This window comes from Pseudoalteromonas sp. DSM 26666 (assembly GCF_900116475.1).
GTDB lineage: Bacteria > Pseudomonadota > Gammaproteobacteria > Enterobacterales > Alteromonadaceae > Pseudoalteromonas > Pseudoalteromonas tetraodonis.
Window position 1 is genome coordinate 106,717 of the sequence record NZ_FPAR01000006.1, and the last position, 22,028, is coordinate 128,744.

The 22,028-nt window shown below is 40.9% G+C and carries 22 protein-coding genes, 2 tRNA genes and 1 other RNA gene; 4 read left to right on the forward strand and 21 right to left on the reverse strand.

The window, feature by feature from the left end; all coding sequences use genetic code 11:
- Nucleotides 1–187 precede the first annotated feature (187 nt).
- Nucleotides 188–262, reverse strand: a tRNA-Arg gene (locus tag BM380_RS12385).
- A gap of 237 nt (nt 263–499) precedes the next feature.
- On the opposite strand from BM380_RS12385, the gene BM380_RS12390 reads away from it, so the two are divergent.
- Nucleotides 500–682 (forward strand): hypothetical protein, encoded by a 183-nt coding sequence (locus tag BM380_RS12390; protein WP_008110377.1) that lies wholly within the window; start codon nt 500–502, stop codon nt 680–682.
- Here the strand turns inward: BM380_RS12390 and BM380_RS12395 are convergent.
- The 3 genes from BM380_RS12395 to BM380_RS12405 are packed head-to-tail and all read right to left on the reverse strand — an operon-like array spanning nt 679 to nt 2,391.
- Complete coding sequence (locus BM380_RS12395; protein WP_090494622.1) at nt 679–1,482, reverse strand: phosphotransferase family protein; 804 nt, start codon at nt 1,480–1,482, stop codon at nt 679–681. The two genes, BM380_RS12390 and BM380_RS12395, sit on opposite strands and share 4 nt — an antisense overlap.
- Before the next feature lie 3 nt (nt 1,483–1,485).
- Nucleotides 1,486–2,109 carry a nicotinamide riboside transporter PnuC gene (gene pnuC / locus BM380_RS12400; RefSeq protein ID WP_090494801.1) on the reverse strand — a complete coding sequence of 208 codons (624 nt, stop codon included), beginning with the start codon at nt 2,107–2,109 and terminating at the stop codon, nt 1,486–1,488.
- A 30-nt stretch (nt 2,110–2,139) separates the two neighbouring features.
- Nucleotides 2,140–2,391, reverse strand: a complete 252-nt coding sequence (locus BM380_RS12405) for a hypothetical protein (RefSeq protein WP_008110382.1) — start codon at nt 2,389–2,391, stop codon at nt 2,140–2,142.
- Between the two features lie 100 nt (nt 2,392–2,491).
- Between BM380_RS12405 and BM380_RS12410 the strand changes: the two genes are divergently transcribed.
- On the forward strand, nt 2,492–2,731 hold the full coding sequence (locus BM380_RS12410; RefSeq protein WP_004588463.1) for a DUF2960 domain-containing protein: 240 nt from the start codon (nt 2,492–2,494) through the stop codon (nt 2,729–2,731).
- A gap of 70 nt (nt 2,732–2,801) precedes the next feature.
- Here BM380_RS12410 and alr read toward each other — a convergent pair whose 3' ends face one another.
- From alr to rpsF, 9 genes are all read right to left on the reverse strand, one after another.
- Nucleotides 2,802–3,881: an alanine racemase gene (gene alr, locus BM380_RS12415; RefSeq protein WP_016900131.1), complete on the reverse strand. Its 1,080-nt coding sequence runs from the start codon at nt 3,879–3,881 to the stop codon at nt 2,802–2,804.
- Nucleotides 3,881–5,260, reverse strand: a complete 1,380-nt coding sequence (gene dnaB, locus BM380_RS12420) for a replicative DNA helicase (RefSeq protein ID WP_016900130.1) — start codon at nt 5,258–5,260, stop codon at nt 3,881–3,883. The genes alr and dnaB overlap by 1 nt, the downstream gene beginning before the upstream one ends.
- A 112-nt stretch (nt 5,261–5,372) precedes the next feature.
- Nucleotides 5,373–6,311 (reverse strand): DUF4097 family beta strand repeat-containing protein, encoded by a 939-nt coding sequence (locus BM380_RS12425; protein WP_024601519.1) that lies wholly within the window; start codon nt 6,309–6,311, stop codon nt 5,373–5,375.
- Between the two features lie 9 nt (nt 6,312–6,320).
- Entirely contained in the window at nt 6,321–6,800 is a 480-nt protein-coding gene (locus BM380_RS12430) for a hypothetical protein (protein WP_090494624.1), read from the reverse strand.
- Nucleotides 6,793–7,344 carry an RNA polymerase sigma factor gene (locus BM380_RS12435; protein ID WP_016900127.1) on the reverse strand — a complete coding sequence of 184 codons (552 nt, stop codon included), beginning with the start codon at nt 7,342–7,344 and terminating at the stop codon, nt 6,793–6,795. Before BM380_RS12435 ends, BM380_RS12430 begins: the two co-directional genes overlap by 8 nt.
- A gap of 223 nt (nt 7,345–7,567) precedes the next feature.
- Complete coding sequence (rplI, locus tag BM380_RS12440) at nt 7,568–8,020, reverse strand: 50S ribosomal protein L9 (protein ID WP_008110407.1); 453 nt, start codon at nt 8,018–8,020, stop codon at nt 7,568–7,570.
- Between the two features lie 36 nt (nt 8,021–8,056).
- Complete coding sequence (gene rpsR, locus BM380_RS12445) at nt 8,057–8,284, reverse strand: 30S ribosomal protein S18 (RefSeq protein WP_002962753.1); 228 nt, start codon at nt 8,282–8,284, stop codon at nt 8,057–8,059.
- 12 nt (nt 8,285–8,296) lie between these two features.
- On the reverse strand, nt 8,297–8,614 hold the full coding sequence (gene priB / locus BM380_RS12450) for a primosomal replication protein N (RefSeq protein WP_008466122.1): 318 nt from the start codon (nt 8,612–8,614) through the stop codon (nt 8,297–8,299).
- A gap of 43 nt (nt 8,615–8,657) precedes the next feature.
- Complete coding sequence (gene rpsF / locus BM380_RS12455; RefSeq protein ID WP_008110420.1) at nt 8,658–8,999, reverse strand: 30S ribosomal protein S6; 342 nt, start codon at nt 8,997–8,999, stop codon at nt 8,658–8,660.
- A gap of 416 nt (nt 9,000–9,415) precedes the next feature.
- Here rpsF and BM380_RS12460 point away from each other — a divergent pair, with 416 nt between their 5' ends.
- Nucleotides 9,416–10,615 carry an alpha/beta hydrolase-fold protein gene (locus tag BM380_RS12460; RefSeq protein ID WP_090494626.1) on the forward strand — a complete coding sequence of 400 codons (1,200 nt, stop codon included), beginning with the start codon at nt 9,416–9,418 and terminating at the stop codon, nt 10,613–10,615.
- A gap of 160 nt (nt 10,616–10,775) precedes the next feature.
- On the opposite strand, the gene BM380_RS12465 is transcribed toward BM380_RS12460, so the two are convergent.
- The 4 genes from BM380_RS12465 to BM380_RS12480 are packed head-to-tail and all read right to left on the reverse strand — an operon-like array spanning nt 10,776 to nt 15,063.
- Nucleotides 10,776–11,942 (reverse strand): FAD-dependent monooxygenase, encoded by a 1,167-nt coding sequence (locus BM380_RS12465; RefSeq protein WP_090494629.1) that lies wholly within the window; start codon nt 11,940–11,942, stop codon nt 10,776–10,778.
- Nucleotides 11,939–13,126, reverse strand: coding sequence for a 2-octaprenyl-6-methoxyphenyl hydroxylase (gene ubiH, locus BM380_RS12470; protein ID WP_090494631.1), 1,188 nt, complete (start codon nt 13,124–13,126; stop codon nt 11,939–11,941). The genes BM380_RS12465 and ubiH overlap by 4 nt, the downstream gene beginning before the upstream one ends.
- 14 nt (nt 13,127–13,140) lie before the next feature.
- Entirely contained in the window at nt 13,141–14,463 is a 1,323-nt protein-coding gene (gene pepP, locus BM380_RS12475; RefSeq protein ID WP_090494634.1) for a Xaa-Pro aminopeptidase, read from the reverse strand.
- A gap of 36 nt (nt 14,464–14,499) precedes the next feature.
- Nucleotides 14,500–15,063, reverse strand: coding sequence for a UPF0149 family protein (locus tag BM380_RS12480; protein WP_024600851.1), 564 nt, complete (start codon nt 15,061–15,063; stop codon nt 14,500–14,502).
- 538 nt (nt 15,064–15,601) lie between these two features.
- On the opposite strand from BM380_RS12480, the gene ssrS reads away from it, so the two are divergent.
- Nucleotides 15,602–15,785: non-coding RNA, 6S RNA (ssrS, locus tag BM380_RS12485), on the forward strand.
- 164 nt (nt 15,786–15,949) lie between these two features.
- On the opposite strand, the gene BM380_RS12490 is transcribed toward ssrS, so the two are convergent.
- The 4 genes from BM380_RS12490 to BM380_RS12505 all read right to left on the reverse strand — a co-directional run bounded on the left by BM380_RS12490 (nt 15,950) and on the right by BM380_RS12505 (nt 22,014).
- Nucleotides 15,950–19,033 carry an efflux RND transporter permease subunit gene (locus BM380_RS12490; RefSeq protein WP_028834371.1) on the reverse strand — a complete coding sequence of 1,028 codons (3,084 nt, stop codon included), beginning with the start codon at nt 19,031–19,033 and terminating at the stop codon, nt 15,950–15,952.
- Nucleotides 19,030–20,226, reverse strand: a complete 1,197-nt coding sequence (locus BM380_RS12495) for an efflux RND transporter periplasmic adaptor subunit (RefSeq protein ID WP_013464147.1) — start codon at nt 20,224–20,226, stop codon at nt 19,030–19,032. The genes BM380_RS12490 and BM380_RS12495 overlap by 4 nt, the downstream gene beginning before the upstream one ends.
- Nucleotides 20,223–21,632, reverse strand: coding sequence for a TolC family protein (locus tag BM380_RS12500; protein WP_058154219.1), 1,410 nt, complete (start codon nt 21,630–21,632; stop codon nt 20,223–20,225). The genes BM380_RS12495 and BM380_RS12500 overlap by 4 nt, the downstream gene beginning before the upstream one ends.
- A gap of 306 nt (nt 21,633–21,938) precedes the next feature.
- Nucleotides 21,939–22,014: transfer RNA gene (locus BM380_RS12505), tRNA-Phe, on the reverse strand.
- Between the last annotated feature and the right edge of the window lie 14 nt (nt 22,015–22,028).

The following is a 22,028-nucleotide window of genomic DNA, read 5'->3' on the forward strand; positions in this document are numbered from 1 at the left end:
TAACATCAATAATTATACGCACTAGCAAGAATAAACCATAAGCTCAGCAATGAATATACGCCTAAAGGTATAAAATAGATTGCTACATATTTTATTATCGAAAATTAAATAATGTAAGGCAGCGGACTAATTTAAATAATTGTAGGTATTTTGAGGAAGAAACAGGAAATGATACTTTAAACGCAAATGGCGCTCTCGGTAGGGATCGAACCTACAACTCAGCCTCCGGAGGGCCACGTGATATCCATTTCACCACGAGAGCACATTTGTTGCCGCCACATCAACTCGCGATATCAATGCTTTAGCATGCGCAATAATAAAGGCATCTTTGTATAAATGCCAGCATGATTCGTTTACATGTCTATAATTTAAACTAATCACTTCACAAAAGGTAAAAAAAGCGCTATTTGTTTATATTCTATAAAAAAACAGTAACGCTTTAGACACATATTATCTATTATTGTCACTGAACGGAAAGATTAAACACGAGGAAGTAATTATGAAGTTAATGTCAACAGAGCAAGTTGCTGAATTTTTAGGTGTAAAAGCAGAGCGCGTTAAACGCCTTGCTCGAGAAAGCCTATTAATCGCTAAATCAGAAGATGATAACGGCGAAATGCAATTTGACGCTGATGAAGTAGCAAAATACAAAGAGCTTGCGGAACGCTTTGGCGGACTTTAACCCTCCATTAAAGCAATAAGCTCATCCAGTTGCGCGCGCAATACAACAACCTGATTGTTTATAGCGCGTTGCTCATACCAACCTATACATAACAGTAAATAAACTAACTGATAGCAATTGAGTTTGTGCATAGATAAATAAAATTGTTTTGATAGGGTGTGCGTTTTGTAATTGTTAAGCAGAGCCTGCTTGCCTGAAGCATCTAATTTAAAACTAACCGCTAACGCAGCAAGATCAAAATACACATCATTTATTTGAGCATACTCAAAATCGATTAAATAAACGCCTTGCGGGTTTACCACGATATTTTCTTTGACTAAGTCGTTATGACAAAAGCCGCTATCTACGGGCATGTTGGCTATGCTTTTTAATGTTTTGCTTATGAGCTTTTCATACTGTTTAAACACTAATAAATGCTGATAGGCTTGCAATTCCAAAGCTATATTCATTGCCTCATTATTAGTTGTATACGCATGTAGCTTAACAAGTTTAGTCAGTAGCGGCATCGCCAAATAAGACTGCGCGACGTCGCCATCAATATAGGTAAAAGCTGCGCGCTTATTTTGCTTATCAAGCCAGATGGGAGCAGAGCAAACTTGTTGTTTACTGAGCTCATATTGGGCATGTAACCCTACTTGTGGCCAATACGCTTTATAACACTTTAATAAATAAGCTTGGCTGTCAGTACGGATCAAAAAGTTATCGTTGCTTAAACCGTTAACCAAATACTCTGTTGAGGTTATTGTGCTCGGTACTAAAAACGCGCTACAAATATTAACTAACTGAGAATGCTGATTCATAGATTAAAGTTGCGCCATGGACTTGGCTTGGCTTTGCTCGTATTCTTCGTACCACGTTTTAAATCCCCATGCTGCCATAACGGTATAAAATACAAATAAAACAAGGGTTGGGTAATAGCCTTTTTCGTAGTATAAATACATAGAGGCCGCATCAATGACTATCCAATAGAGCCAATTTTCTAGTACTTTTTTAGCTACCAGATACGTAGTAACCACAGCAAAGCAAGTTGTGAAACTATCAAGATACGCAAAATCTGCATGCGTATAGTTTTGCATTACATAGCCAATTGCTAATGACACTAATGCAGTCAGTACAATTAAAATAATATGTCGGTTTACCGGCCAGGATGTAATTAGTCGCTGCGCTTGATTAGCCTTGCCTTTGCGCCACACGACCCAACCAAACACCGCCATATACATATAATAAAAGTTTAGTAACGACTCCATTAGCAGCGCGCCATTCCAATACATAATGGTATAAATAAGCGTACTAAAAAAAGCCGCAGGCCAGCACCATAAGTTCTCTTTAATGGCCAGTAATAAATACGCCATCGACAAAGCAACCGCAATATATTCCCAATGCGACATAGCAGTAAAACCACTGAGTATTTGCGTTACAAAATCCATCATTATAAAACGACCGTGTTTGTTAAGAGGTTATTCGGGAGATAAATCGCCCGAAATAAATTTACACACAAATATAGCTTTACCAAATTGCTCATATGAATGTTTAATTTCTGTGCTGATCACTTGCATAACTAGGTCATAATCACCAAATATTTGGGTCGACATCGTATTAGTGATCACTTTGAGCTCTTCGTAGGCATTAACTCTGTCGATAAAGCCTTTAATAAAAGGAATGTAATCTTGGTGGAGCGGGTATTTACTGATCTCTACTGATAACTTCATTTCAAACTCACCTTTTTAATTATTTGATTTCAACTAATCATTCAACGCAACTTAAATACAGTGTAAAATTACACTAACACTCAATTTAAATGAGCTCATTATGGCACGCAGAATTACCTACACTTTTAAAAATCAACCGCGCGAAATTAACTTCGCCAAAGATAAATACCACGATATGTATCAGGCTATTGCGGCTGCCGAAGGTATCGATTTAACTAACTACTTAAACATGGTACGCCAAATTGAAATGACCTCTAAAGGGTCATCGGCAGTGCGTAACTTTCGTGATCAAGAATTTGCTCGCATGGGCTTTAGCGATATTTACTTTATAAAAGAGTAACGATACCGATTAAGTGAGCATCACGATCATTCTAGCAATGTAAACTTAATGGGTATTTTTAAAATAAATATTAGCGCTGGTACTCATAACTTACGCGCGGTGTAATATTACACAATAACTCGTAAGATATAGTATCAGCACATTGTGCAATTTCTTCTACCGGCAACTCAGGGCCCCACATTACTACTTCATCGCCGACTTTGATGCCATCAGCATTTTCACCAATATCAACACTGATCATATCCATAGAGATGTTGCCAGCAATACCATAACGTTTGCCAGCAATCACTACTGGGGTACCATGTTTAGCATGACGCGGATAACCATCACCATAGCCCATAGCAACCACTGCAAGCTTAGTTGGCTGAGCACTTTGCCAACTGCCACCATAACCAACACCTTGCGCAGCATCAACATCGCGAATTGCAATGACCTTAGTGGTTAAGCGCATCACCGGCTTAAGCTGATGATCTTTGCCTGAAGTGTTAAGCATTGGTGATACACCATACATCATCAAGCCTGGACGCACCCACTCTCCATGACCGGCAGGCCAAGCAATAATACCGGCCGAATTTGCTAAACAATGTGCTTGTTGTTTGCCTTGCACTAATGAATCAAACAAAGCAATTTGCTCAGCTGTTTTGGGATCATTAACATCATCGGCACTGGAAAAGTGCGTCATTAAATTGATTGTATCTTTAGCGTTATTAGTCGCTTGCAAGCGCTGATAAAAATCATTCAATTGCGTTGGTGCAACCCCTAAACGATGCATACCCGTATTGATTTTTAACCAGCAACTGATTGGTGCATCGAGCTTTGCATTTTCAAGTGCTCTGAGCTGGTTTTCATCATGGATTATGGTTTGAAAGTTATTGGCTAATAAAATCGGCAAGTCATCTTGATGGAAAAAACCTTCCAACAACACAATAGGCTTGGTCAGCCCGCCTGCTCGAAGTGCGAGCGCTTCATCTATTCGTGCCACTGCAAATGCGTCGGCATCATTAAGGTGCTGCGCTATTTTAACTAAACCATGGCCATAAGCATTGGCTTTTAATACCGCCATAACTTTACTGTTAGGCGCAAACTGTCGCACTTGCGCTAAATTATGAGCAAGTGCTTGTAAGTTAATTTCGGCAATAGCTAAGCGCATTAGTAATCATCATCTACAGCAGGCCCCGCGTAATTATCAAAACGAGAGAATTGACCTTGGAAGGTTAGGCGCACTTTACCAATCGGACCGTTACGCTGTTTACCGATGATAATTTCTGCAACACCTTTATCAGTACTGTCTTCGTTGTATACTTCGTCACGATAAATAAACATGATTAAATCGGCATCTTGCTCAATAGAGCCCGACTCACGCAAATCTGAGTTAATTGGGCGTTTATCAGCACGTTGCTCTAGGGTACGGTTAAGCTGCGATAGTGCAACAACCGGACACTGTAATTCTTTTGCTAATGCTTTAAGTGAACGTGAAATTTCGGCAATTTCTAAGGTACGATTATCTGACAAGCTAGGTACGCGCATTAATTGTAGGTAATCGACCATGATCATACTAATACCACCATGATCGCGGGCAATACGACGTGCACGTGAACGTACATCAGTGGGTGTTAAGCCTGAGGCGTCATCAACATACATTTTGCCTTTTTCCATGAGTAACCCCATGGTTGATGAAAGGCGCGCCCAGTCATCGTCATCTAGCTGACCAGTACGTACTTTGGTTTGGTTAATTCGGCCAAGGGAAGCCAGCATCCTCATCATAATTTGTTCAGAGGGCATCTCTAGTGAGTAGATAAGTACAGGCTTGTCTTGGGTCATTGCTGCATGCTCAGCAAGGTTCATCGCAAAGGTAGTTTTACCCATCGATGGACGTGCTGCTACAATAATTAAATCTGAGGGCTGCAGACCAGTCGTCATTTTATCTAAATCAGCGTAACCTGTGCTTACACCGGTAACACCATCTTGTGGTGACTGATAAAGCTCTTCTATTTTATCAACGGTTTTTTCAAGTATGTTGTGAATGCTTTGCGGGCCATCACTACTTTTTGTACGTTGCTCAGCAATTTTAAATACTTTGCTCTCAGCAAAGTCGAGTAAATCGTGACTTGTGCGCCCTTCTGGGTTAAAGCCTGCCTCAGCAATTTCATTGGCAACACCAATCATTTCACGCACAACTGCACGCTCGCGTACAATGCTAGCGTAAGCATCAATATTAGCAGCACTTGGGGTGTTTTTAGCTATTTCGGCTAAATACGCAAAGCCACCAATCCCTGAAAGCTGATTATTTTTTTCTAAACTTTCAGAAATAGTAATTAAATCAATCGGATCGCCAATTTCAGCCAGTGCTGTCATTGCCTCAAAAATAAGCTTATGGGTACGGGTATAAAAGTCCTGTGACACAACAAGTTCAGCTACGCGATCAAATGCTTGATTATCAAGCATTAAACCACCTAAAACAGATTGTTCAGCTTCTATTGAATGGGGAGGAACTTTAAGAGTGTCGACTTGCTTATCTGGTTTGGCCATAACTTCACAGTACTAAAATTGAATGGCTCTATTCTATCGACTTGGCGGGGCTGTGCAAATAGCAAAGCAGGAAATCTTTCCTGCTTTTTGTAACTTAAAATAAAATGGATGATTATTGACGCTTAAGTCCAATCGTCCCACTTATGGTATTCATTTCTACACTGGCATCGGTGCCATTAGTATTAAACTTAATTCCACTTGCTGGGCCATATTTGGCTTTTTGCACTTGGTCGCTCGTTAGCTGGTTGTCAATTTTACCGCCGGCATGGGCTTGCACTTCAAATTGTGCCGATAAATCAGCTGGAAAGTAAAACTCAGCATTGCCACTTACAGATTCAAAACTTACATCAGCATCACTTAAAAGGCGATTAATACGCACTTCAACTTCGCCATTTACAGTGCTTATTTGTAACTCTTTGATTGCATCGAAGGTAAGATTGATATCACCGTTTACATTTTCTAAGCGAATATCATTGGCAGTCGAGTTTGATTTTATATTCCCATTAACCGCATTAAAACGAACTTCTCCGTTAGATTGCTGATCATCAATTGCGCCATTTACAGTTTCAAATTGCACTTTACCACTGAGGTTTTTTGCGTTGATGTCACCGTTAACACTAGTAAGCTTAATATCGCCGTTAAGATCATTTACTGTAATGGCGCCATTGACTACATCAATTTCAGTGCCTCTTTTTAACTCTTTTGCAGTTACCGAAGCGTTAACCCCAACATACTCCAGCGCACTGCTTTGCGGCATGAAAATAGTTAGCGTTGAGCCATTATTATTATTATCCCAATTTGAAAGATCAGGCATTTTTACAATAAACTGAGTTTTATTACCTTGTGTTTTAAGAGTGTAGCCTTGTGCTTTATCATCAAGCTCGCCGCTCACTTTAAATTGGTTTTTTTCCCAGCCCATAATATTTACATTGCCGCGCTGATTTTCTATATGAATAACGCCACCGTTTGGTACTTCAATTTGTTGTTCTATTTTTTCACCGGCAAATACAGCCATTGGTAATAAAGCGATTCCAAGTATTATTGCTTTCATTTATTTCTCCTAGATTTGTTGCCAACGCGGTGCATGCACCTTGTTAATTAAGTCGAGTTGTTGTTGATATACTTGCGCTAACATAGACAGTAGCGCCTTATTTTGTGGTTCATTTTCAAGTGTTTGCTTTATAGCCTGCTCAGCATCTTCAAGTTCTTGTAGCTGCACTTGCCAGTTATCTGTTAGTGCCGCTTGGCTTTGGTATCGAACAAGTAAACTTTGTTTTTGCTTAGTAAAAAAATCACTCATCGCCACAGCGGTATTTGTCTCTGGAGATGTAAAAAACACCATAGTGCTAACCAAAGCAGCCACACAACATGCCGCAATAGCAGTTAGCTTCGGCCAAACTACACTCTTAACTGTACTTGCCTGCTTATTAGTCATTATGGCGCGCTCAATCCCATCCCAGAGCTCTTTATCGGGTGTTATATTTTTATTTAATTGTGTTAGCGACTCATTTAAGTAGTCATCAAAATTTGTTTTACTCATTTTCGTACCACTGTTTTAATAATTGCCTTGCACGATGATATTGCGCCTTACTAGAGCCTACAGCCATGCCTAGCAAGGTTGCTATTTCTTCATGCCTATAACCTTCAACGGCATACAGTACAAATACCATTCTTGCGCGCTCAGGCAGCCTAACGATTAATTTATCTAAGCCATTTAAGCCATTGCAGTCATTTGCAGATTGCTCATCCATACCGCTTTGTTCAAAGCTAATAACTTTATTAAGCCAATGTTTTTGCTTACGCACATAGCTAATAGCAATATTACTGGTGACACTGTAAAGCCAGGTAGAAAATTGCGAACGCCCATCAAATTGCGCTATTTTGTGCCATACCTGTACAAATACTTCTTGGGTTGCATCTTGCGCATGCCCCTCATCGGCAATTAGCCTCAGGCATAAGCCATAAACTTTTGCTTTATGCATGTCATAGAGCGCTTTATAGGCTAACTGGTCGCCGTTTTTAACTTGATCAATAAGCATTTGCTGCACTTGATCAGTTATTGGCTGATTAGCGTCCATTAACATCGCAAATTTTTCCTGTTTATAATTATGTAATTGCAATTTAACTTATTAGACGCGAGGAGAAATAGAAAGGTTTAAATGAAATAAAATTTTTTTGAAAATAAAGGTTTAACTTAGAAAAGTGTTTGATTTAATCCACAACAAACAATTTATTGTTTTGAATTACAAATTTTAGATACAAAAAAACCGTGCAAAGCACGGTTTTTTTTTAACTTAATTTTAAAAATTAAGCTTCAGCAATAACGATTACTTTAATAGTAGCTGTTACGTCTGAGTGTACTGCGATTGCAACGTCAAATTCGCCAGTCTCACGGATAGTACCTAGAGGTAAACGAACTTCTGATTTAGCAACTTCAACACCAACAGCTGAGATAGCGTCAGCGATGTCACGAGTACCGATTGAACCGAATAATTTACCTTCGTCACCAGCTTTAGATACTAATGTAACTTCTGCTAATGCTTCAAGTTTGTCAGCGCGTGCTTGTGCTGCAGTTAACTGTTCAGCGATTTTTGCTTCTAGTTCTGCGCGACGTGCGTCAAACGTTTCAATGTTTGCTTTAGTTGCAGGAACTGCCTTACCTTGTGGGAAAAGGAAGTTACGTGCGAAGCCAGATTTAACAACAACCTGGTCACCTAGGCCACCTAGGTTAGCGATCTTATCTAGTAGAATAACTTGCATGTTTCTACACCTTTTAAAAACGTGTTAATCCGCTGCTTACTTATGTAAGTCAGTGTATGGAAGAAGGGCTAAGTAGCGAGCACGCTTAATAGCAGTTGCTAGCTGGCGCTGGTATTTAGCGCTAGTACCTGTGATACGGCTAGGTACGATTTTGCCACTTTCTGTAACATAGTTTCTAAGAGTAGCTAGATCTTTGTAATCGATTTGTTGTACGCCTTCCGCTTTAAAGCGGCAGAACTTACGACGTCTGAAATAACGTGCCATGAGATTAATTCCTCAAATAATTCTTTCTATATGCTGAGCATGCAAAACCAATTGGCTAAGGCCGTTACGACCTTCGTGGCGATTTAAAAAACCACTCACTTGCAATGCCTGCCCAACGTGCAAATGTTGAGTCTGTTGTTGCATTTGCTTACCACTGGCAACCACCTGAAGCCTCACATAACTATTACGGTTAAGATCTGCTTCAACTTGCATTGATTTATGTTCTACAACAAAAATACAATGCGGTATGCCCGCGGGGCTTTGGCTAAACTTGGGTGTTTTACAAACAACCCCCGATATAACCAGCTGATTCGTATATGGGCTAACCATTATAGTAACTGCTGACTACGTGCCATGCTAGGACTCAAAACAATTAAGCAGCTGGTGCTTCTTTCTTCTCTTCTCTTACAAGAGGAGACGCTTCAGTTACAGCGTTTTTAGTACGCATAACTAAGTTACGAAGCACTGCATCGTTGTAGCGGAAAGTAGTTTCTAGCTCGCTGATTACTTCAGTTGGTGCTTCAACGTTCATAAGAACATAATGAGCTTTATGAAGCTTGTTGATTGGGTAAGCCAGTTGACGACGGCCCCAGTCTTCAAGACGGTGGATAGTACCACCTGCTTCAGTGATAGAACCAGTATAACGTTCGATCATACCAGATACTTGCTCACTCTGATCAGGGTGAACCATGAATACGATTTCGTAATGACGCATGGATATTCCTTACGGTTAATAGAGCCTTCTACCGTTTCGGCCGGTCGGTTTAAGGCAAGGAATTAATAGTTTAAAAGCCGAAATGAGCGCGCATTTTACGCTTAGTAGGATAATTAAGCAAGCAGGTTTTTTAAGCTTTAATAGATAAGGGTTCGGGCTTCGGGGGTCGGGCTTCGGGCTTCGGGCTTCGGGCTTCGGGCTTCGGGCTTCGGGAAGACATTATTGGATGCTCCCTTTATATCAATAAGTAAAATAAAGATAAGTGTTTAATATTTACTAGGTAAGCGCGAGCTTGCTCGCTTGAAAAGTGGAGCTTTTAATTACTTAAGCCCTACATTTGCCCCTAAAATATAAACATTTACTCAAATCTAAAGCCGTGCAATTATTAAACAACACATTATTTAATAAGGATATTTATGAAGCTCTTACTATCGCTTGTGTTAATACTTACTTTTAGTACACCTGTTTTAAGCTATGCAGACACCGCTACAACCGACATAACCGTGGGTAAAAAGGTCATTCTACAATCAAAAATACTTAACGAAGACAGACCTATCAGAATATTCATACCTGAAAATGTAAAAGACGATCAGCCGCTCTATGTTATTTATTTACTTGATGGTGTTGAGCACTTTCATACGGCGTCTGGCGTTATAAAATCTCTTGTTGATTACGAGCAGATACCTAATGCAATGCTTGTTGCTATTGATACAACCAACCGTGTTCGTGATTACTTACCTAAAGTACAAAGTGAGCCTAAAACGGAGTTTCAAACCTTTGTTAAAAATAAATGGCCTGACGCAGGGCAAACCGATAATTTTTTAAAGTTTGTGTCTGATGAGCTCATGCCCTATATAAATAGCAACTACCCAACTAATGGTTACAACACCTTAATTGGTCATTCTAATGCTGGTACATTAGCGCTTTATACTTTAGTTAATCAGCCGGAATTATTTAACAACTATATAGCCATAAGCCCAAATAGTTGGTGGAGTGATGAAGAGTTAAAAAGTAATATCACTAAATACACTAAAAACCCTAAAGGCGCTCAAGCGTTATTTATTAGTGTAGCAAGTGAAGGCGCACGCTTTTATACAGGTGCATTAAATACTTTAGTAAATTTAGAGCAACAAATGCCCACGCAGCTAAAATGGGAATATAAGCATTACCCCTCTTTTACTCATATGGGCACCATACTTCCAGCACTTAGCGATAGCCTAATTCACTTATTTAGCGACCTAATATTTAAAGTGACTGACGAGCACGGAAAATTTGCGGATGTATCATTGATTACCGGTTATTACCAAGCACTTAGTGATAAGTACGGATTTGAGCTTAAAATTCCACAAGATGTGTACGTAGAATTTGCTCATAGCCAGCAGAAATTTGGCAACACTAAAAAAGCGATAACAACACTTAAACACTTTACTCGCGATTACCCTAATGCTGCTTACTCTCACATGCGATTATCGCAAGGCTACACTGCTAATAAACAGTTCAAAGAGGCATTCACTAGTATGAAACACGCACTAGAACTTGCTAAACAGAACTCGCGTGACCCGCTGTTAATCGATGCACTGCAAGATATGTTGAATGAAGTGCAAGAAAATTTGTAGCTCATTAATTTAAAAGCATTACGAGCTTCGATCGTCGCGTCAGCAAACTGTAAGCCTACACTAAAGAAAGCATTAGCCTATAAAAAAACCGATGCTTAAACTAAACATCGGTTTTTCTTTGGCTGAAAGCTGACAGCTAAAAACTGACCGCTTGTCTTTATCACTTCCCTATCGCTTCTTTAGCGAATAGGTGTTTGATTGGGCCCAAGTTATCAACTAACGAAAGCCCAACTCCACGAATCAGCTTTTTAACTGGGTTTGCGCCTTCAAATAGCTCTTTTAGCCCTTGCATCATGGCTATGTGTTTTTGTGCGTCGAGCTTGCGAGTGCGCTCGTAATCACGCAATGTTCGCGTACTGGCAAATTCGTTGGTGTCTTTACTTAGTAGCTCGATTAAATAAGCCGCATCTTTTAGACCTAGGTTCATACCCAGCCCTGCTAATGGATGAATGGTATGCGCTGCATCGCCCATTAACACCACCTTGCCATTAACCCATTGTTGGGCGTAACGCATTTTAAGTGGAAACGCGACGCGCTTACTTTGCAATTCACATAAACCGCATTGGCCATCTATTGCAGCCATAACTGCTTTATTAAAAGTGGTGTCGTCCATTGCTAACAATTCATCACAATGATTAGGGCTGGTAGACCACACAATTGAATGAGTATGCTCATCGCTCAATGGCAAGAACGCTAGCGGCCCTGTAGGTAAAAACACTTGGCGTGCGGTATTTTTGTGTGACTCTTTAGTTTTAACTGTCGCTACTAACGCATGGTGATCGTAATCTTTAAAGCTCAGCGCCATATTAAACTGTTTACGAATCGCTGAATTTGCACCATCAGCCGCCACCAGCAACTTAGCAATAATAGGTTCGCCAGTTTTTAAATTAATAAATACATCAGACTCGCTTTGGTGTATTTGCTGATACTCGGTATTAAACATGAGTGTGGCATTACTTTGCTGCTCAAGCTCTTTTATTAGTGCAAAGCGAATAATGTCGTTTTCAACAATGTGGCCTAAATGCTCAAGCTCAAGTTGCTCGTTATTAAAGGCTATTTTTCCAAAGCTGTCGGTATCGCGTACATCCATGTGCGTATAAACACAAGCACGCTCAGCTATTATGTGTGGCCATACATTTAACTGCTCGAGCAAAGTTTGGCTGGCAATACTCAATGCGCTTACACGTAAACCATAGTCATCGCTCGGTGGAGCTTGAGTTGGCGCTGCATCTAACACAACCACACTGATATTCGCTTTAGCAAGCCCTAGCGCCAGCGTTAAACCTACGCAGCCACCACCCACTATACAAACCTGTACTTGTTTCATAAACGTGTACCTTGTTTAACTTGTCCCATTAACTGTTTAGCCAATGGGGCTTTAAATGCGGGGAATAAATCCATTGAAAATAGCCCAATACTACGACCAAGCGCTAACACCCGTGATGAGTTTGAAAAAAGTCGAACCAGTGCGTCGGTTAATGTCATTACGGTGTTTATATCATCACTGCGCTTAATTGAATATTGACGAGTAAAGGCATAACTCCCTAAATCGTGTTCACTGTTTGCTATTAAGTCACTAAGCACTTGTACGTCGCGCAGCCCTAAATTAAAGCCTTGACCTGCAATTGGGTGAATTGCATGTGCCGCGTTACCTATTACCACAGTACGGTGCGCTGTTAACGATTCTATTTGCCCATAAACCAGCGGATAACTGGCGCGCATACCGACTTTTATAAATTGCCCTGCACGATAACCAAAGGCAGTTTGCAGCGCACTTATAAAGTCTGGTTTACTTAGCGACATATACTGCTCAATATGTTCTTGGCGCATACACCATACTAACGAATAGCGGTTATTACTCATGGGTAATAAAGCCATTGGGCCATTTTGGGTAAACCGCTCAAACGCCTGATGATGGTGTCCACCAGCGACTTCTATATTGGCAATAATCGCACCTTGTTCATAAGGCTGGGTATTGAAGCCGAGCCCCAATAAATTACGAGTTGGCGACTGTGTACCGTCGGCAATCACCAACAGCTTAGCACTCAGTTTTTCGCTACTTTGTAATGTAAGTTCATTACTATCGGCGTTTTGTTTTATCGCCGTTACGCTATCAGGGCAAAAAAGCGATATATTTGATTGCGTTAAACGCTGATGCAGCGCTCTGCCAAATGGGTTTACCTCAACCACATAACCTAATGAGGGTTTAGTAAACTCATCACTGTGTATATGGGTTTTACCAAAGTGCCCTTTGTCTGACACACTGACTTTTTTTATGGCTGCCGCATAGGGAGCGTTTATTTCAAATAAATTGAGGCTTTGTAAATACTCCACCGACTGCTGTGCAAGCGCTATGCTTCTGTCGTCAAAACTTGGGTGATAATCTGTGGTTACTTGGTTTGCTTCAACCACGGCAATATGTAGGCTGGGATTTTTTTTACTTATGCTCAGTGCGCAACTTGCGCCCACTAAACCACCGCCAATAACTACAACATCAAACTGCTTAGCCACTTTTATCTCCAAGCTTATACGTTTTTAGCGCTTTGCATTAACGCTTCTATTTCGCTAATTTTTTTAGGCACGGTAATCGTTAAGTTTTCGTGACCTGACTCAGTTACTAATAAGTTATCTTCAATACGAATACCTATGCCTTGGTATTTTTTGGGTGCGTTTGAGTCTTTACTAATATAAAGCCCAGGTTCAATGGTCAGTACCATACCAGGCTCAAATGCACGCTCTTCATTATTTACTCGGTAATCGCCTACATCGTGAACATCGAGTCCTAACCAATGGCCAAGACCATGCATGTAATATTCTTTACAGGCTCCTTGCGCCATTAGCTCATCAAAGTCGCCGGTTAAAATACCTAAATCGAGTAAACCTTGGGTTAGCACTTGCATAGCTAATTTATTAGCCTGCGATAAGTAGCCACCGGGCTTTACTTCGTTAAATGCCACTTCTTGCGCTTTAAGCACAATATTATAAAGCGCAGCTTGCTCAGTGCTAAATTTACCGTTAACGGGGAAAGTACGCGTTATATCGGCGGCGTAGCCTTGTAGCTCACAGCCTGAATCAATCAGCACTAAGTCGCCATTGTTCAATACATCGCTATTTTGGGTGTAGTGCAAAATATTGGCGTTATCGCCACTGCCGACAATAGTGCCATAAGCAGGATGTGGCGCACCGTTCATTGCATAGTGATAATGAAGCTCTGCCTCTAATTGAAACTCGGTTGCACCAACGTGGGAAAAACGCATGGCACGCATATGTGCTCGAGCACTTATTTCGCAGCCTTCACGCATAATGTTAATTTCGCTTGGCGATTTAAATAGGCGCATTTCATGTAGTAGCGGACGAATATCTTTAATTGTACTCGGTGCTGTATCGCCTTTTTTGGGGGCACTACGCAAAGTATTGAGCATTGAAAATACTTTGCCGTCGAAGGCAGGATACGTCCCTTGTGCATAAAATAAAATCTGTTGGCCGTTCACCAAATTCAATAATTGTTCGTTTAGTTCACTTAATGCATAAGTTTTGTCGAATAAGTATTCACTTTGCGCTTTTTCAAAACCAATGCGCCTGCCGTGCCATACCTCTGCAAGTTTATCTTTATCTAAACAAAACAATATAGAAGGCGTATCACTGTCTTTGCATAACACCAATACCGCATCAGGTTCGTTAAAACCAGTTAAGTAAAAAAAGTCACTGTCTTGTCTAAACGGGTAGTGAGTATCTCGGCTACGTGTGAGCTCGGTTGCAGCAGGAATTATCGCAATACTGTTGCTATCCATTGCCGCCAATAAACGCTCGCGGCGCGCTTTAAACTCTGACTTTTGTATTTCAACCATTAATAACTAACCCATTACTTTTGTTGTATTGCTAAATTAATGCAGTGTTTTTTTGTTGCTTTGTGGGTTTTGCTCTTTGCCAAGTTCAGCAAAACACAGTAACGCCGATACGCGTACGTACTCAATCACTTCATGCAGTGCTTGGCTATCTTCTTCGGTTTCTTCAAAGGTTGTATCAAGGCGCGTAATTTCGCTAAAGTCGCTAATCACTTCTTTTACATCTGCCGACAGCTTGCCATAGTCTTTTTGCTTTAAGCCAAAGCCCAGCATAAACCCAGCTACCCATGATACGAGCCCATTGGCTTGATCGATGAGTGTTTCGTCATCACTCGGTAAAAACAAATCAAATTGAAACTCTTCATTGTTAAAGCTTTCAACAACTTGTTGATAAACTTTACCAAAAAACTGTTTTAAATCGTTGCTAAACGACTCGCCATCATTAAATACGTCGCTCAGTAAGCCTAAGTATTCTTTATCGTCAATGCTTAGCCCACAAGCAAGTAAACCGCTAATAACGCCATGCGCTTCAGCAGGTGATACAAATATTTCGTTTTTCTCTAAAAGAAGTTGGGCTTTTTCGTAATCTGGTAAGTTATTCATAATGACGTCTTCGCTTTGCTAATTAAAGCAATGCTACCACTCGATAAAAAGCAACTCCAATGAATTCTATGACTGAGGTCAAAAGCAAGCGATTGAAAAGCTGATTAAGTTCAAAAAGCAATCTTAAAAGTAAATATAAGATTAGGGTCTGTTGACCCTTCAAGGTTAAATTTGCAGCAGTCTGTTTGGTATTTAAGCAAGGCAGAGCCTATGTGGTGTGGTTATTCCCCATAAATAGGCGATAACGCAGCATCAATGCCAAACAGGCGCTGCCCGAAGAGTTCTGCTTAGGGGCGATTTACTCTTTGTTGCCTACATGGATGTAGGTAAGGGGCGTGAGCAGGACGCGGAAGCTTTGCTCGGTTTTTACTTAGCCCACTAGGTTACAAACCTCGCGCCGCGATTAAACCGCCCCTAGTTTGAACAAATTTTAATCCGCAAAGGTCAACAGACCCTAAATTTGCAGGAAAACTGAGCGAACGGTTTAATTTTTTACGTTTGGGGTTTAAGGATTGGAATATGTCTTATATACTGAATTTGTTCCCTGGGGTGCAGGAGCTTGGTTAAGTCCCTGAGCCGATAAATTTTATACCAGGATTTTTGTTCGTCTACTATTGTGCAAGCTCGGCATGTACCGAGAAGCCTACGGTAAACCGCAGATTTCCGCCCTGAAACCTCAAGGTTTCAGGACTGACACCGGGCACCGCATTCTCGGGGAACACCTCCAATAACTTTAATTCCCCAGCAATTACTTTTATATCCTTATTTTATTAATCACCTAGTTATTATAAAAAACACCGAACTGAATTTTTTACAGTCCGATGCTTTACTTACTAGTACCTGAAACTTAGTGCCTGAAACCTCTACTTATCTATGTAGTCTGCACTTACTTAAACCAGTCTTGAAAGCGCTCCATCAGCATATAGTTAACCGGAACGAGTAATAAGGTTATAAAGGTCGCAAATATAATCCCAAAACCTAGGCTTACTGCCATAGGAATTAAAAACTGCGCCTGAGTCGCCTTTTCAAACAGCAGCGGCATTAAGCCTATAAAGGTGGTTAAACTAGTTAGCATAACCGGTCGAAAACGCGCTACGCCGGCGGTTTTAACAGCTTCCATTAAATCGAGCCCTTCACTGCGCTTTTTATTAATAAAATCAACCAATACTAACGAGTCGTTCACCACGACCCCAATTAACGCGAGCATTCCCAGCAAACTCATAATGGTAAGCTCCATAGCCATGATCCAATGGCCAATTACTGCGCCAATCATGCCAAAAGGAATAATGCTCATCACCACCAGTGGCTGTAAGTACGATTTAAAGGGAATTGCGAGCAATCCATAAATTACAAAAAATACAAATACCATTCCCCACAATAATGAACCAAACGATTCGCGCTGCTCTTTGGCTTCACCTTCTAATGAATGGCTTACACCTGGATATTGTTGCACAAGTTCATCTAAGTAGGTTTTTAAATCAGCTTGAAGCACGGTCATATTGGTATCGGTTTTTTCTACATCCGCCGACACATTAAGAGTACGGTAACGATCAATACGGGTAATGGTTGATGGGCTTTGACCCGGTACTAAAGTGGCCACGTGTGACAGCGGCACTCGCCCACCATTAGGCGTTTGTATTAATATATCTTTTAAATCAGCAACTGAGCGCCTTTCATCTATAGGTAAGCGCACCATAACGCGCACATCATCACGCCCGCGTTGAATGCGCTGTACTTGTACACCAAAAAACGAGTTACGCACTTGTCTTGATACATCAACTCTATTTAATCCAAGTGCAAGCCCTTGCTCTGTTAGCTCTATTTGTAGCTCTTCTTTACCATCAGACATGCTATCGGCAATATCAAACACGCTTGGATAAGTGGCCAATCGTTGTTTAATTTGCTCAGCCACTGTTTGCAGTGTGGTTATGGAATTACCCGATAATTGAATATCAATTGGGTTTGAGCTTCTACCTATTTCTGCTCTAAATGTGAGACTTTCAGCCCCTGGGATCACCCCTATTAATTGCCGCCACTCTTTTACCAACTCACGCGAACCAATATCAGACTCTCGTTGTTCTGCTGGGGTGATTTCAAAGCGCACACTACCCGAATTAGCCGCACCGCCTCGCCCGCCAGTGCTGGCTAAAATATTAAGGATAATACTTTGCCCTGTTTCTTCATCTTGATACTTACGCTGAAGCTCTCTGGCTTTATCTGACATATCAATAATGTATTTATTCGTGACTTCAAACGGTGTTCCAGCAGGAAAAGTTAAATTAACCCGAACTGTTTCACTGGGAATACGTGGGAAGAAAATAAACTTAGTCCAACCACTGGTTATCATGGTTAAAATAATTAAAAACACGCCCATAAACAAACTGACTGTGGCCAGTTTGTTGCGTAGCGCTAGCCCTAATACGGGTTGGTAATATTTTAAAATGGCATGCTCAAAACCATCTGCAAAACGTTGTTGGAGTTGCTCTAATTTAGAACCTTTGCCTTTTTGCTGGCGCAGTTTGATATATTTTAAATGCGCTGGCAGCACAAATTTAGATTCAATCAATGAAAACAATAATACCGGAATAACCACCACCGGAATTTGCGCAAAAATAGCGCCTCGTGCGCCTTCTATAAAACCTAACGGTAAAAAAGCGGCCACGGTGGTTAACACGCCAAATGTAACTGGCGTGGCTACTTCTTGAGTTCCTTTTATAGCAGCCTCTTCGCCCGATTTGGCGGTTTTTAAATGGGTATACACGTTTTCACCGGTAACAATGGCATCGTCCACCACAATCCCTAGCACCAATATAAAACCAAATAAGCTGATCACATTTATGGTCACGCCAAAGGCGGCCATTGCCATAAACGCACCCATAAATGAAACTGGAATACCAATAAATACCCAAAACGCGATGGCAGGTCTTAAAAATAATGTCAGTAACCCCAGTACCAAAATACCCCCCTGTAAAGCATTGCTAGTTAGGGTAGCAATACGGCTTTTTACTACCTCAGAGTCATCATCCCAATAGCTTAAATAAAACCCTTGCGGTAAATTAGCTTGCTCACTGGTAATATAGTTTTTAACTGCATCGGCCACTTCTATCGCACTTTGCGGACCAATGCGGTACACATCGATAAATGCGGCTTGTTTGCCATTAAAGCGGGTGCGCACGGGGGTTTCTTCAAAATCATCGTTAATGGTTGCAATATCACTTAAGCGAATAATAGTGCCATCGGCTTGATTTTTTATCACAATGCTTGCAAATTCATCTTTGCGGTAAGCTTGCCCTTTAGAGCGAATAAGTACATCGCCGCCCTCTGTTTTAAGGTTTCCTGCTGAAATATCAGAACTTGAATTGGCAATGGCACTGGATATTTGCGCCAAGGTTAAATCGTATTGGCGCAGCGTATCTTGGCTTACTTCGATTGCCAGCTCATAATTACGTACGCCACTAAGTTCAACTTGGGTAATCGCCGGAATGCGCAGCAATTCATCACGGACTTGCTCTGCATATTCTAGGGTTTCTTTTTCGTTGTAGTCACTTGAAACAGTGACTGCTATTACTTCACGCTTACGCTGGATTAACCCTATTACTGGTTTTTCTGCATCGGCTGGAAAGGTATTAATGGCATCGACACGGCTCTTTATATCCGCTAACAATTCACGCTCGTCGTAGCCAGTATCAACCTCAACGCTTACTTGTGATGACCCCTCAGAAGAGCGGCTCGATATTTGTTTAATACCTTCGAGATCTTGTAATGCTTCTTCTATTCGTATGGTGACCCCTTTTTCAGCATCTTCTGGGGTTGAACCACGTAAACTCACACTAATATTTATACGATCAGAAACAAACGAGGGAAACACCTCTAATGGTAACTTAGAAGACAGGCTGAATAGGCCGCCCAACACAATACTAATTAGCAATAAGTTGGCAGCCACATGGTTACGAGTAAACCAAGCGATCATGGCTGCTCTCCTGTTTTTTGTGCTTTAGGAGTCGCATCCATTATCTGCACTGGTGTACCTGAACTCACTTGCCCCAGTGGCGTCAGCACTAATTGACTACCCGCTTCAAGACCTTTACTCACAATGCCTTGCAGCGCATTTTGCCACGCTAAAGCAATATTTTTACGCTGTAGTGTGCCATTTTCAACCACATAAACATAACTGCCTTGATATATCGCACTATTGGGAATAACGAGTACCTGAGAGGCGACTTTGCCATTAATTTTAGCTTTAACGTATTGCCCTATTTTTACTGGGTATTGATTATCACTGGTTGATTTATAAGGGTCATTAATTTTAGCCACCACATACAATTGCTGAGCACTTTCATCTATTGCGCCCTCAGTACGAATAAGTTGGCCTTGCCATTGTTGCTCGCCAATTAAATCTGAAGTGAAATTAACCGCTGAGCCACGCTGATTTTTAGCACCATCTCGATATTGCTCAGGTAAATTAATAAAAGGCAGATCTTTATTCTTTATCGGTAAGCGTATTTCAACACTGTCGGTTGCATAAATTGTCGCCAACTGCATATTGTTAGATACCACCTGACCTAAATCAACGCTGCGGTTTAATACTCGCCCAGCATAAGGGGCTTTAATTTTAGTACGTTCAAGATTTAGTTGCGCTTTTTCCAATTGTGCTTGTGCTGACAAAACCTGTGCTTGCGCTGCAGCTAGCTGTGGCTTTCTAAGTACTAAAATACTCGGTTCAGACTCATTGCCTAAACGTTGCCAATCAGTAAGCGCTTGTCGGCCTCGCGCTTGCTCTTCTAGTAAGTTTTGCTCGGCATTGAGCAAATTAGCTTGTGCTGATTTAACTTCTGCTTTTAAATCGCGATCATCTAACTGAAGTAACACATCGCCTTTTTCAAAAAAGCCGCCTTCGCGGAACTGCTCATTTATATCAATAATCAGCCCAGAAACCTGAGCCACCAACATACTTTGAGTTCGTGGTTTAACCGTACCAAAGCTATCAATTTCAACGGGGTAGTCAATTAACTGCAATGGTTTTACCGCTACATTAATTTTTGCTTTTGGCGGTGCTGAAAAACGTGATGCTTTAGGCGGGTTTCCTTTAATAAACATCACCAAAAAAATGGTCGCTATAATGATAGCAGCGGGAACAATTATTTTTTGTTTGTTGAGTTTCATAGTGCTTGCTCATCCTGTGCGGATCTTGATTTTGCAAAGTCGCCCCCAAGAGCAACATGTAATTTAATGCGATTTGTGAGTAATTGGTTTTTAATTTCAATCAGTGAACTTTGTGCATCAAACGAGCGTGCTTGTGCATCTAATACGGTGGTGTAGCTCACTAAACCACTTTGATATTGTTCAAACGATAATTGCTCTGCTGCTAAGGCATTTTCTTGTGCCTGCAAGGTGCTTTGGTAGCGTGCCTTTAAAGATTGTTGTTGGGTAATAGCATTTTCAACATCACCAAATGCATCATATAAAGATTGCAGATAGGCTTGCTCTTGCTTTTGCGTTTGTAAACTGGCTATTTCCTCGTTCGCAGCGAGTCGCCCAGCGTCAAAAATAGGCGCTGAAATGCTACCAATAAGTGACCACGCAAGACTTGAAGCAGAAAATAAGTCGCTTACCCTGTTAGTGCTATCGCTTAAACCTGCCGCTAAATTTAAACTCGGAAAACGCTGTTTATGCGCATACGCAAGCGAAGCGTCGCTGGCTAATAACTGATACCAACTAGCACGCAACGCAGGTTTGCGAGTAATAAGCTCCGACGGTAAACCAAGAGGAATGTCGTCATTAATTACAGGTAGGTCGTTATTCGCTGCTATCAATCCTTTTGGATACTCCCCCAATAAACGCTCAAGGCTACGTGCAGCTTGAGTCAAATTTGCTTTTTGGGTTGCTATACGGGAGCGTTCATTGTTTAACTCATTGCGAGCTAAATAAACATCTAACGCTTCATTTAAACCTTGGCGATAACCCGACTCAATAATCTCAAGGTTTTGCTGGGCGTTAGCTTCTCTGCGCTTAAACAAATCAAGTAATTGCTCTGCACTGATTAAGTTAAACCAATTTGTTATAACATCTGCAATAAGCTGTTGTTTAGTTTGCTCATAGCGAGCTTGCTGAGCAAGGTAGTTGAGGTTGTCTCTACGCTTTGCATCAGAGAGTTTACCCCATAAATCAATTTCATAACCTAACTCTAACGATACAGAGCTTGAGTTATTATAACTAACCGGACGATTATCTTTGCTTCGCCCTACTCGCGTTGAAATATCTAAACTGGGCCATAAAGCGGCACCGGTGACAATTAATTGCTGTTTTTGTATTTCTACATCAAAACGGTTTTGCAATAGTTGCTGATTGTTTTTTAGCGCTTGAGTAACTAGCTGCTTTACTGTTGGTGAAGCAAGTTTATTAAACCATGTGTCGTTGACAGCAACTACTGATTCAACAGCTGTTTGTTGCCACTGTTCTGGGAGTGTATTCGGTGCTTGCTCACGTAGTTGCGGGTTTAAGTTACTCGCACAACCACTTAGCAGCATAATACTTATTGCCAATAAAGATGGCTTATATTGCCACATCATTTTTAAACCTGATTAATGCTATTTATGAATGTTATTCAAGCACTTTAGCAAACGTTGCTCAATTGACTTTACATAACATTACATACTTTGCGATGAAATTATAAGTGCCGTAGATACGCCAATCATTAACATATTGATCACAAATTAATAAACAATCTAATTTTTAGTCAAAAAAGCTGAATAAAGTTCTCAAAGCGGTACGAAAAGGACAAAGGGACTTACTGTTTATGACATACAGGAAAAATAGAGCAGGGTAGAAAAAACTTAGAAACAAAAAAGCCCCGCATTAGCGAGGCTTTGTATAAATGGTGCCTCGACCCGGAATCGAACCAGGGACACGAGGATTTTCAATCCTCTGCTCTACCAACTGAGCTATCGAGGCACTTAAACAGTGCA

Excerpts from the sequence above, each read along its gene's own strand:
- BM380_RS12390 (WP_008110377.1), top strand. The coding sequence starts at position 500 with ATGAAGTTAATGTCAACAGAGCAAGTTGCTGAATTTTTAGGTGTAAAA.
- BM380_RS12395 (WP_090494622.1), bottom strand. The coding sequence starts at position 1,482 with ATGAATCAGCATTCTCAGTTAGTTAATATTTGTAGCGCGTTTTTAGTA.
- pnuC (WP_090494801.1), bottom strand. The coding sequence starts at position 2,109 with ATGGATTTTGTAACGCAAATACTCAGTGGTTTTACTGCTATGTCGCAT.
- BM380_RS12405 (WP_008110382.1), bottom strand. The coding sequence starts at position 2,391 with ATGAAGTTATCAGTAGAGATCAGTAAATACCCGCTCCACCAAGATTAC.
- BM380_RS12410 (WP_004588463.1), top strand. The coding sequence starts at position 2,492 with ATGGCACGCAGAATTACCTACACTTTTAAAAATCAACCGCGCGAAATT.
- alr (WP_016900131.1), bottom strand. The coding sequence starts at position 3,881 with ATGCGCTTAGCTATTGCCGAAATTAACTTACAAGCACTTGCTCATAAT.
- dnaB (WP_016900130.1), bottom strand. The coding sequence starts at position 5,260 with ATGGCCAAACCAGATAAGCAAGTCGACACTCTTAAAGTTCCTCCCCAT.
- BM380_RS12425 (WP_024601519.1), bottom strand. The coding sequence starts at position 6,311 with ATGAAAGCAATAATACTTGGAATCGCTTTATTACCAATGGCTGTATTT.
- BM380_RS12430 (WP_090494624.1), bottom strand. The coding sequence starts at position 6,800 with ATGAGTAAAACAAATTTTGATGACTACTTAAATGAGTCGCTAACACAA.
- BM380_RS12435 (WP_016900127.1), bottom strand. The coding sequence starts at position 7,344 with ATGTTAATGGACGCTAATCAGCCAATAACTGATCAAGTGCAGCAAATG.
- rplI (WP_008110407.1), bottom strand. The coding sequence starts at position 8,020 with ATGCAAGTTATTCTACTAGATAAGATCGCTAACCTAGGTGGCCTAGGT.
- rpsR (WP_002962753.1), bottom strand. The coding sequence starts at position 8,284 with ATGGCACGTTATTTCAGACGTCGTAAGTTCTGCCGCTTTAAAGCGGAA.
- priB (WP_008466122.1), bottom strand. The coding sequence starts at position 8,614 with ATGGTTAGCCCATATACGAATCAGCTGGTTATATCGGGGGTTGTTTGT.
- rpsF (WP_008110420.1), bottom strand. The coding sequence starts at position 8,999 with ATGCGTCATTACGAAATCGTATTCATGGTTCACCCTGATCAGAGTGAG.
- BM380_RS12460 (WP_090494626.1), top strand. The coding sequence starts at position 9,416 with ATGAAGCTCTTACTATCGCTTGTGTTAATACTTACTTTTAGTACACCT.
- BM380_RS12465 (WP_090494629.1), bottom strand. The coding sequence starts at position 11,942 with ATGAAACAAGTACAGGTTTGTATAGTGGGTGGTGGCTGCGTAGGTTTA.
- pepP (WP_090494634.1), bottom strand. The coding sequence starts at position 14,463 with ATGGTTGAAATACAAAAGTCAGAGTTTAAAGCGCGCCGCGAGCGTTTA.
- BM380_RS12480 (WP_024600851.1), bottom strand. The coding sequence starts at position 15,063 with ATGAATAACTTACCAGATTACGAAAAAGCCCAACTTCTTTTAGAGAAA.
- BM380_RS12490 (WP_028834371.1), bottom strand. The coding sequence starts at position 19,033 with ATGATCGCTTGGTTTACTCGTAACCATGTGGCTGCCAACTTATTGCTA.
- BM380_RS12495 (WP_013464147.1), bottom strand. The coding sequence starts at position 20,226 with ATGAAACTCAACAAACAAAAAATAATTGTTCCCGCTGCTATCATTATA.
- BM380_RS12500 (WP_058154219.1), bottom strand. The coding sequence starts at position 21,632 with ATGATGTGGCAATATAAGCCATCTTTATTGGCAATAAGTATTATGCTG.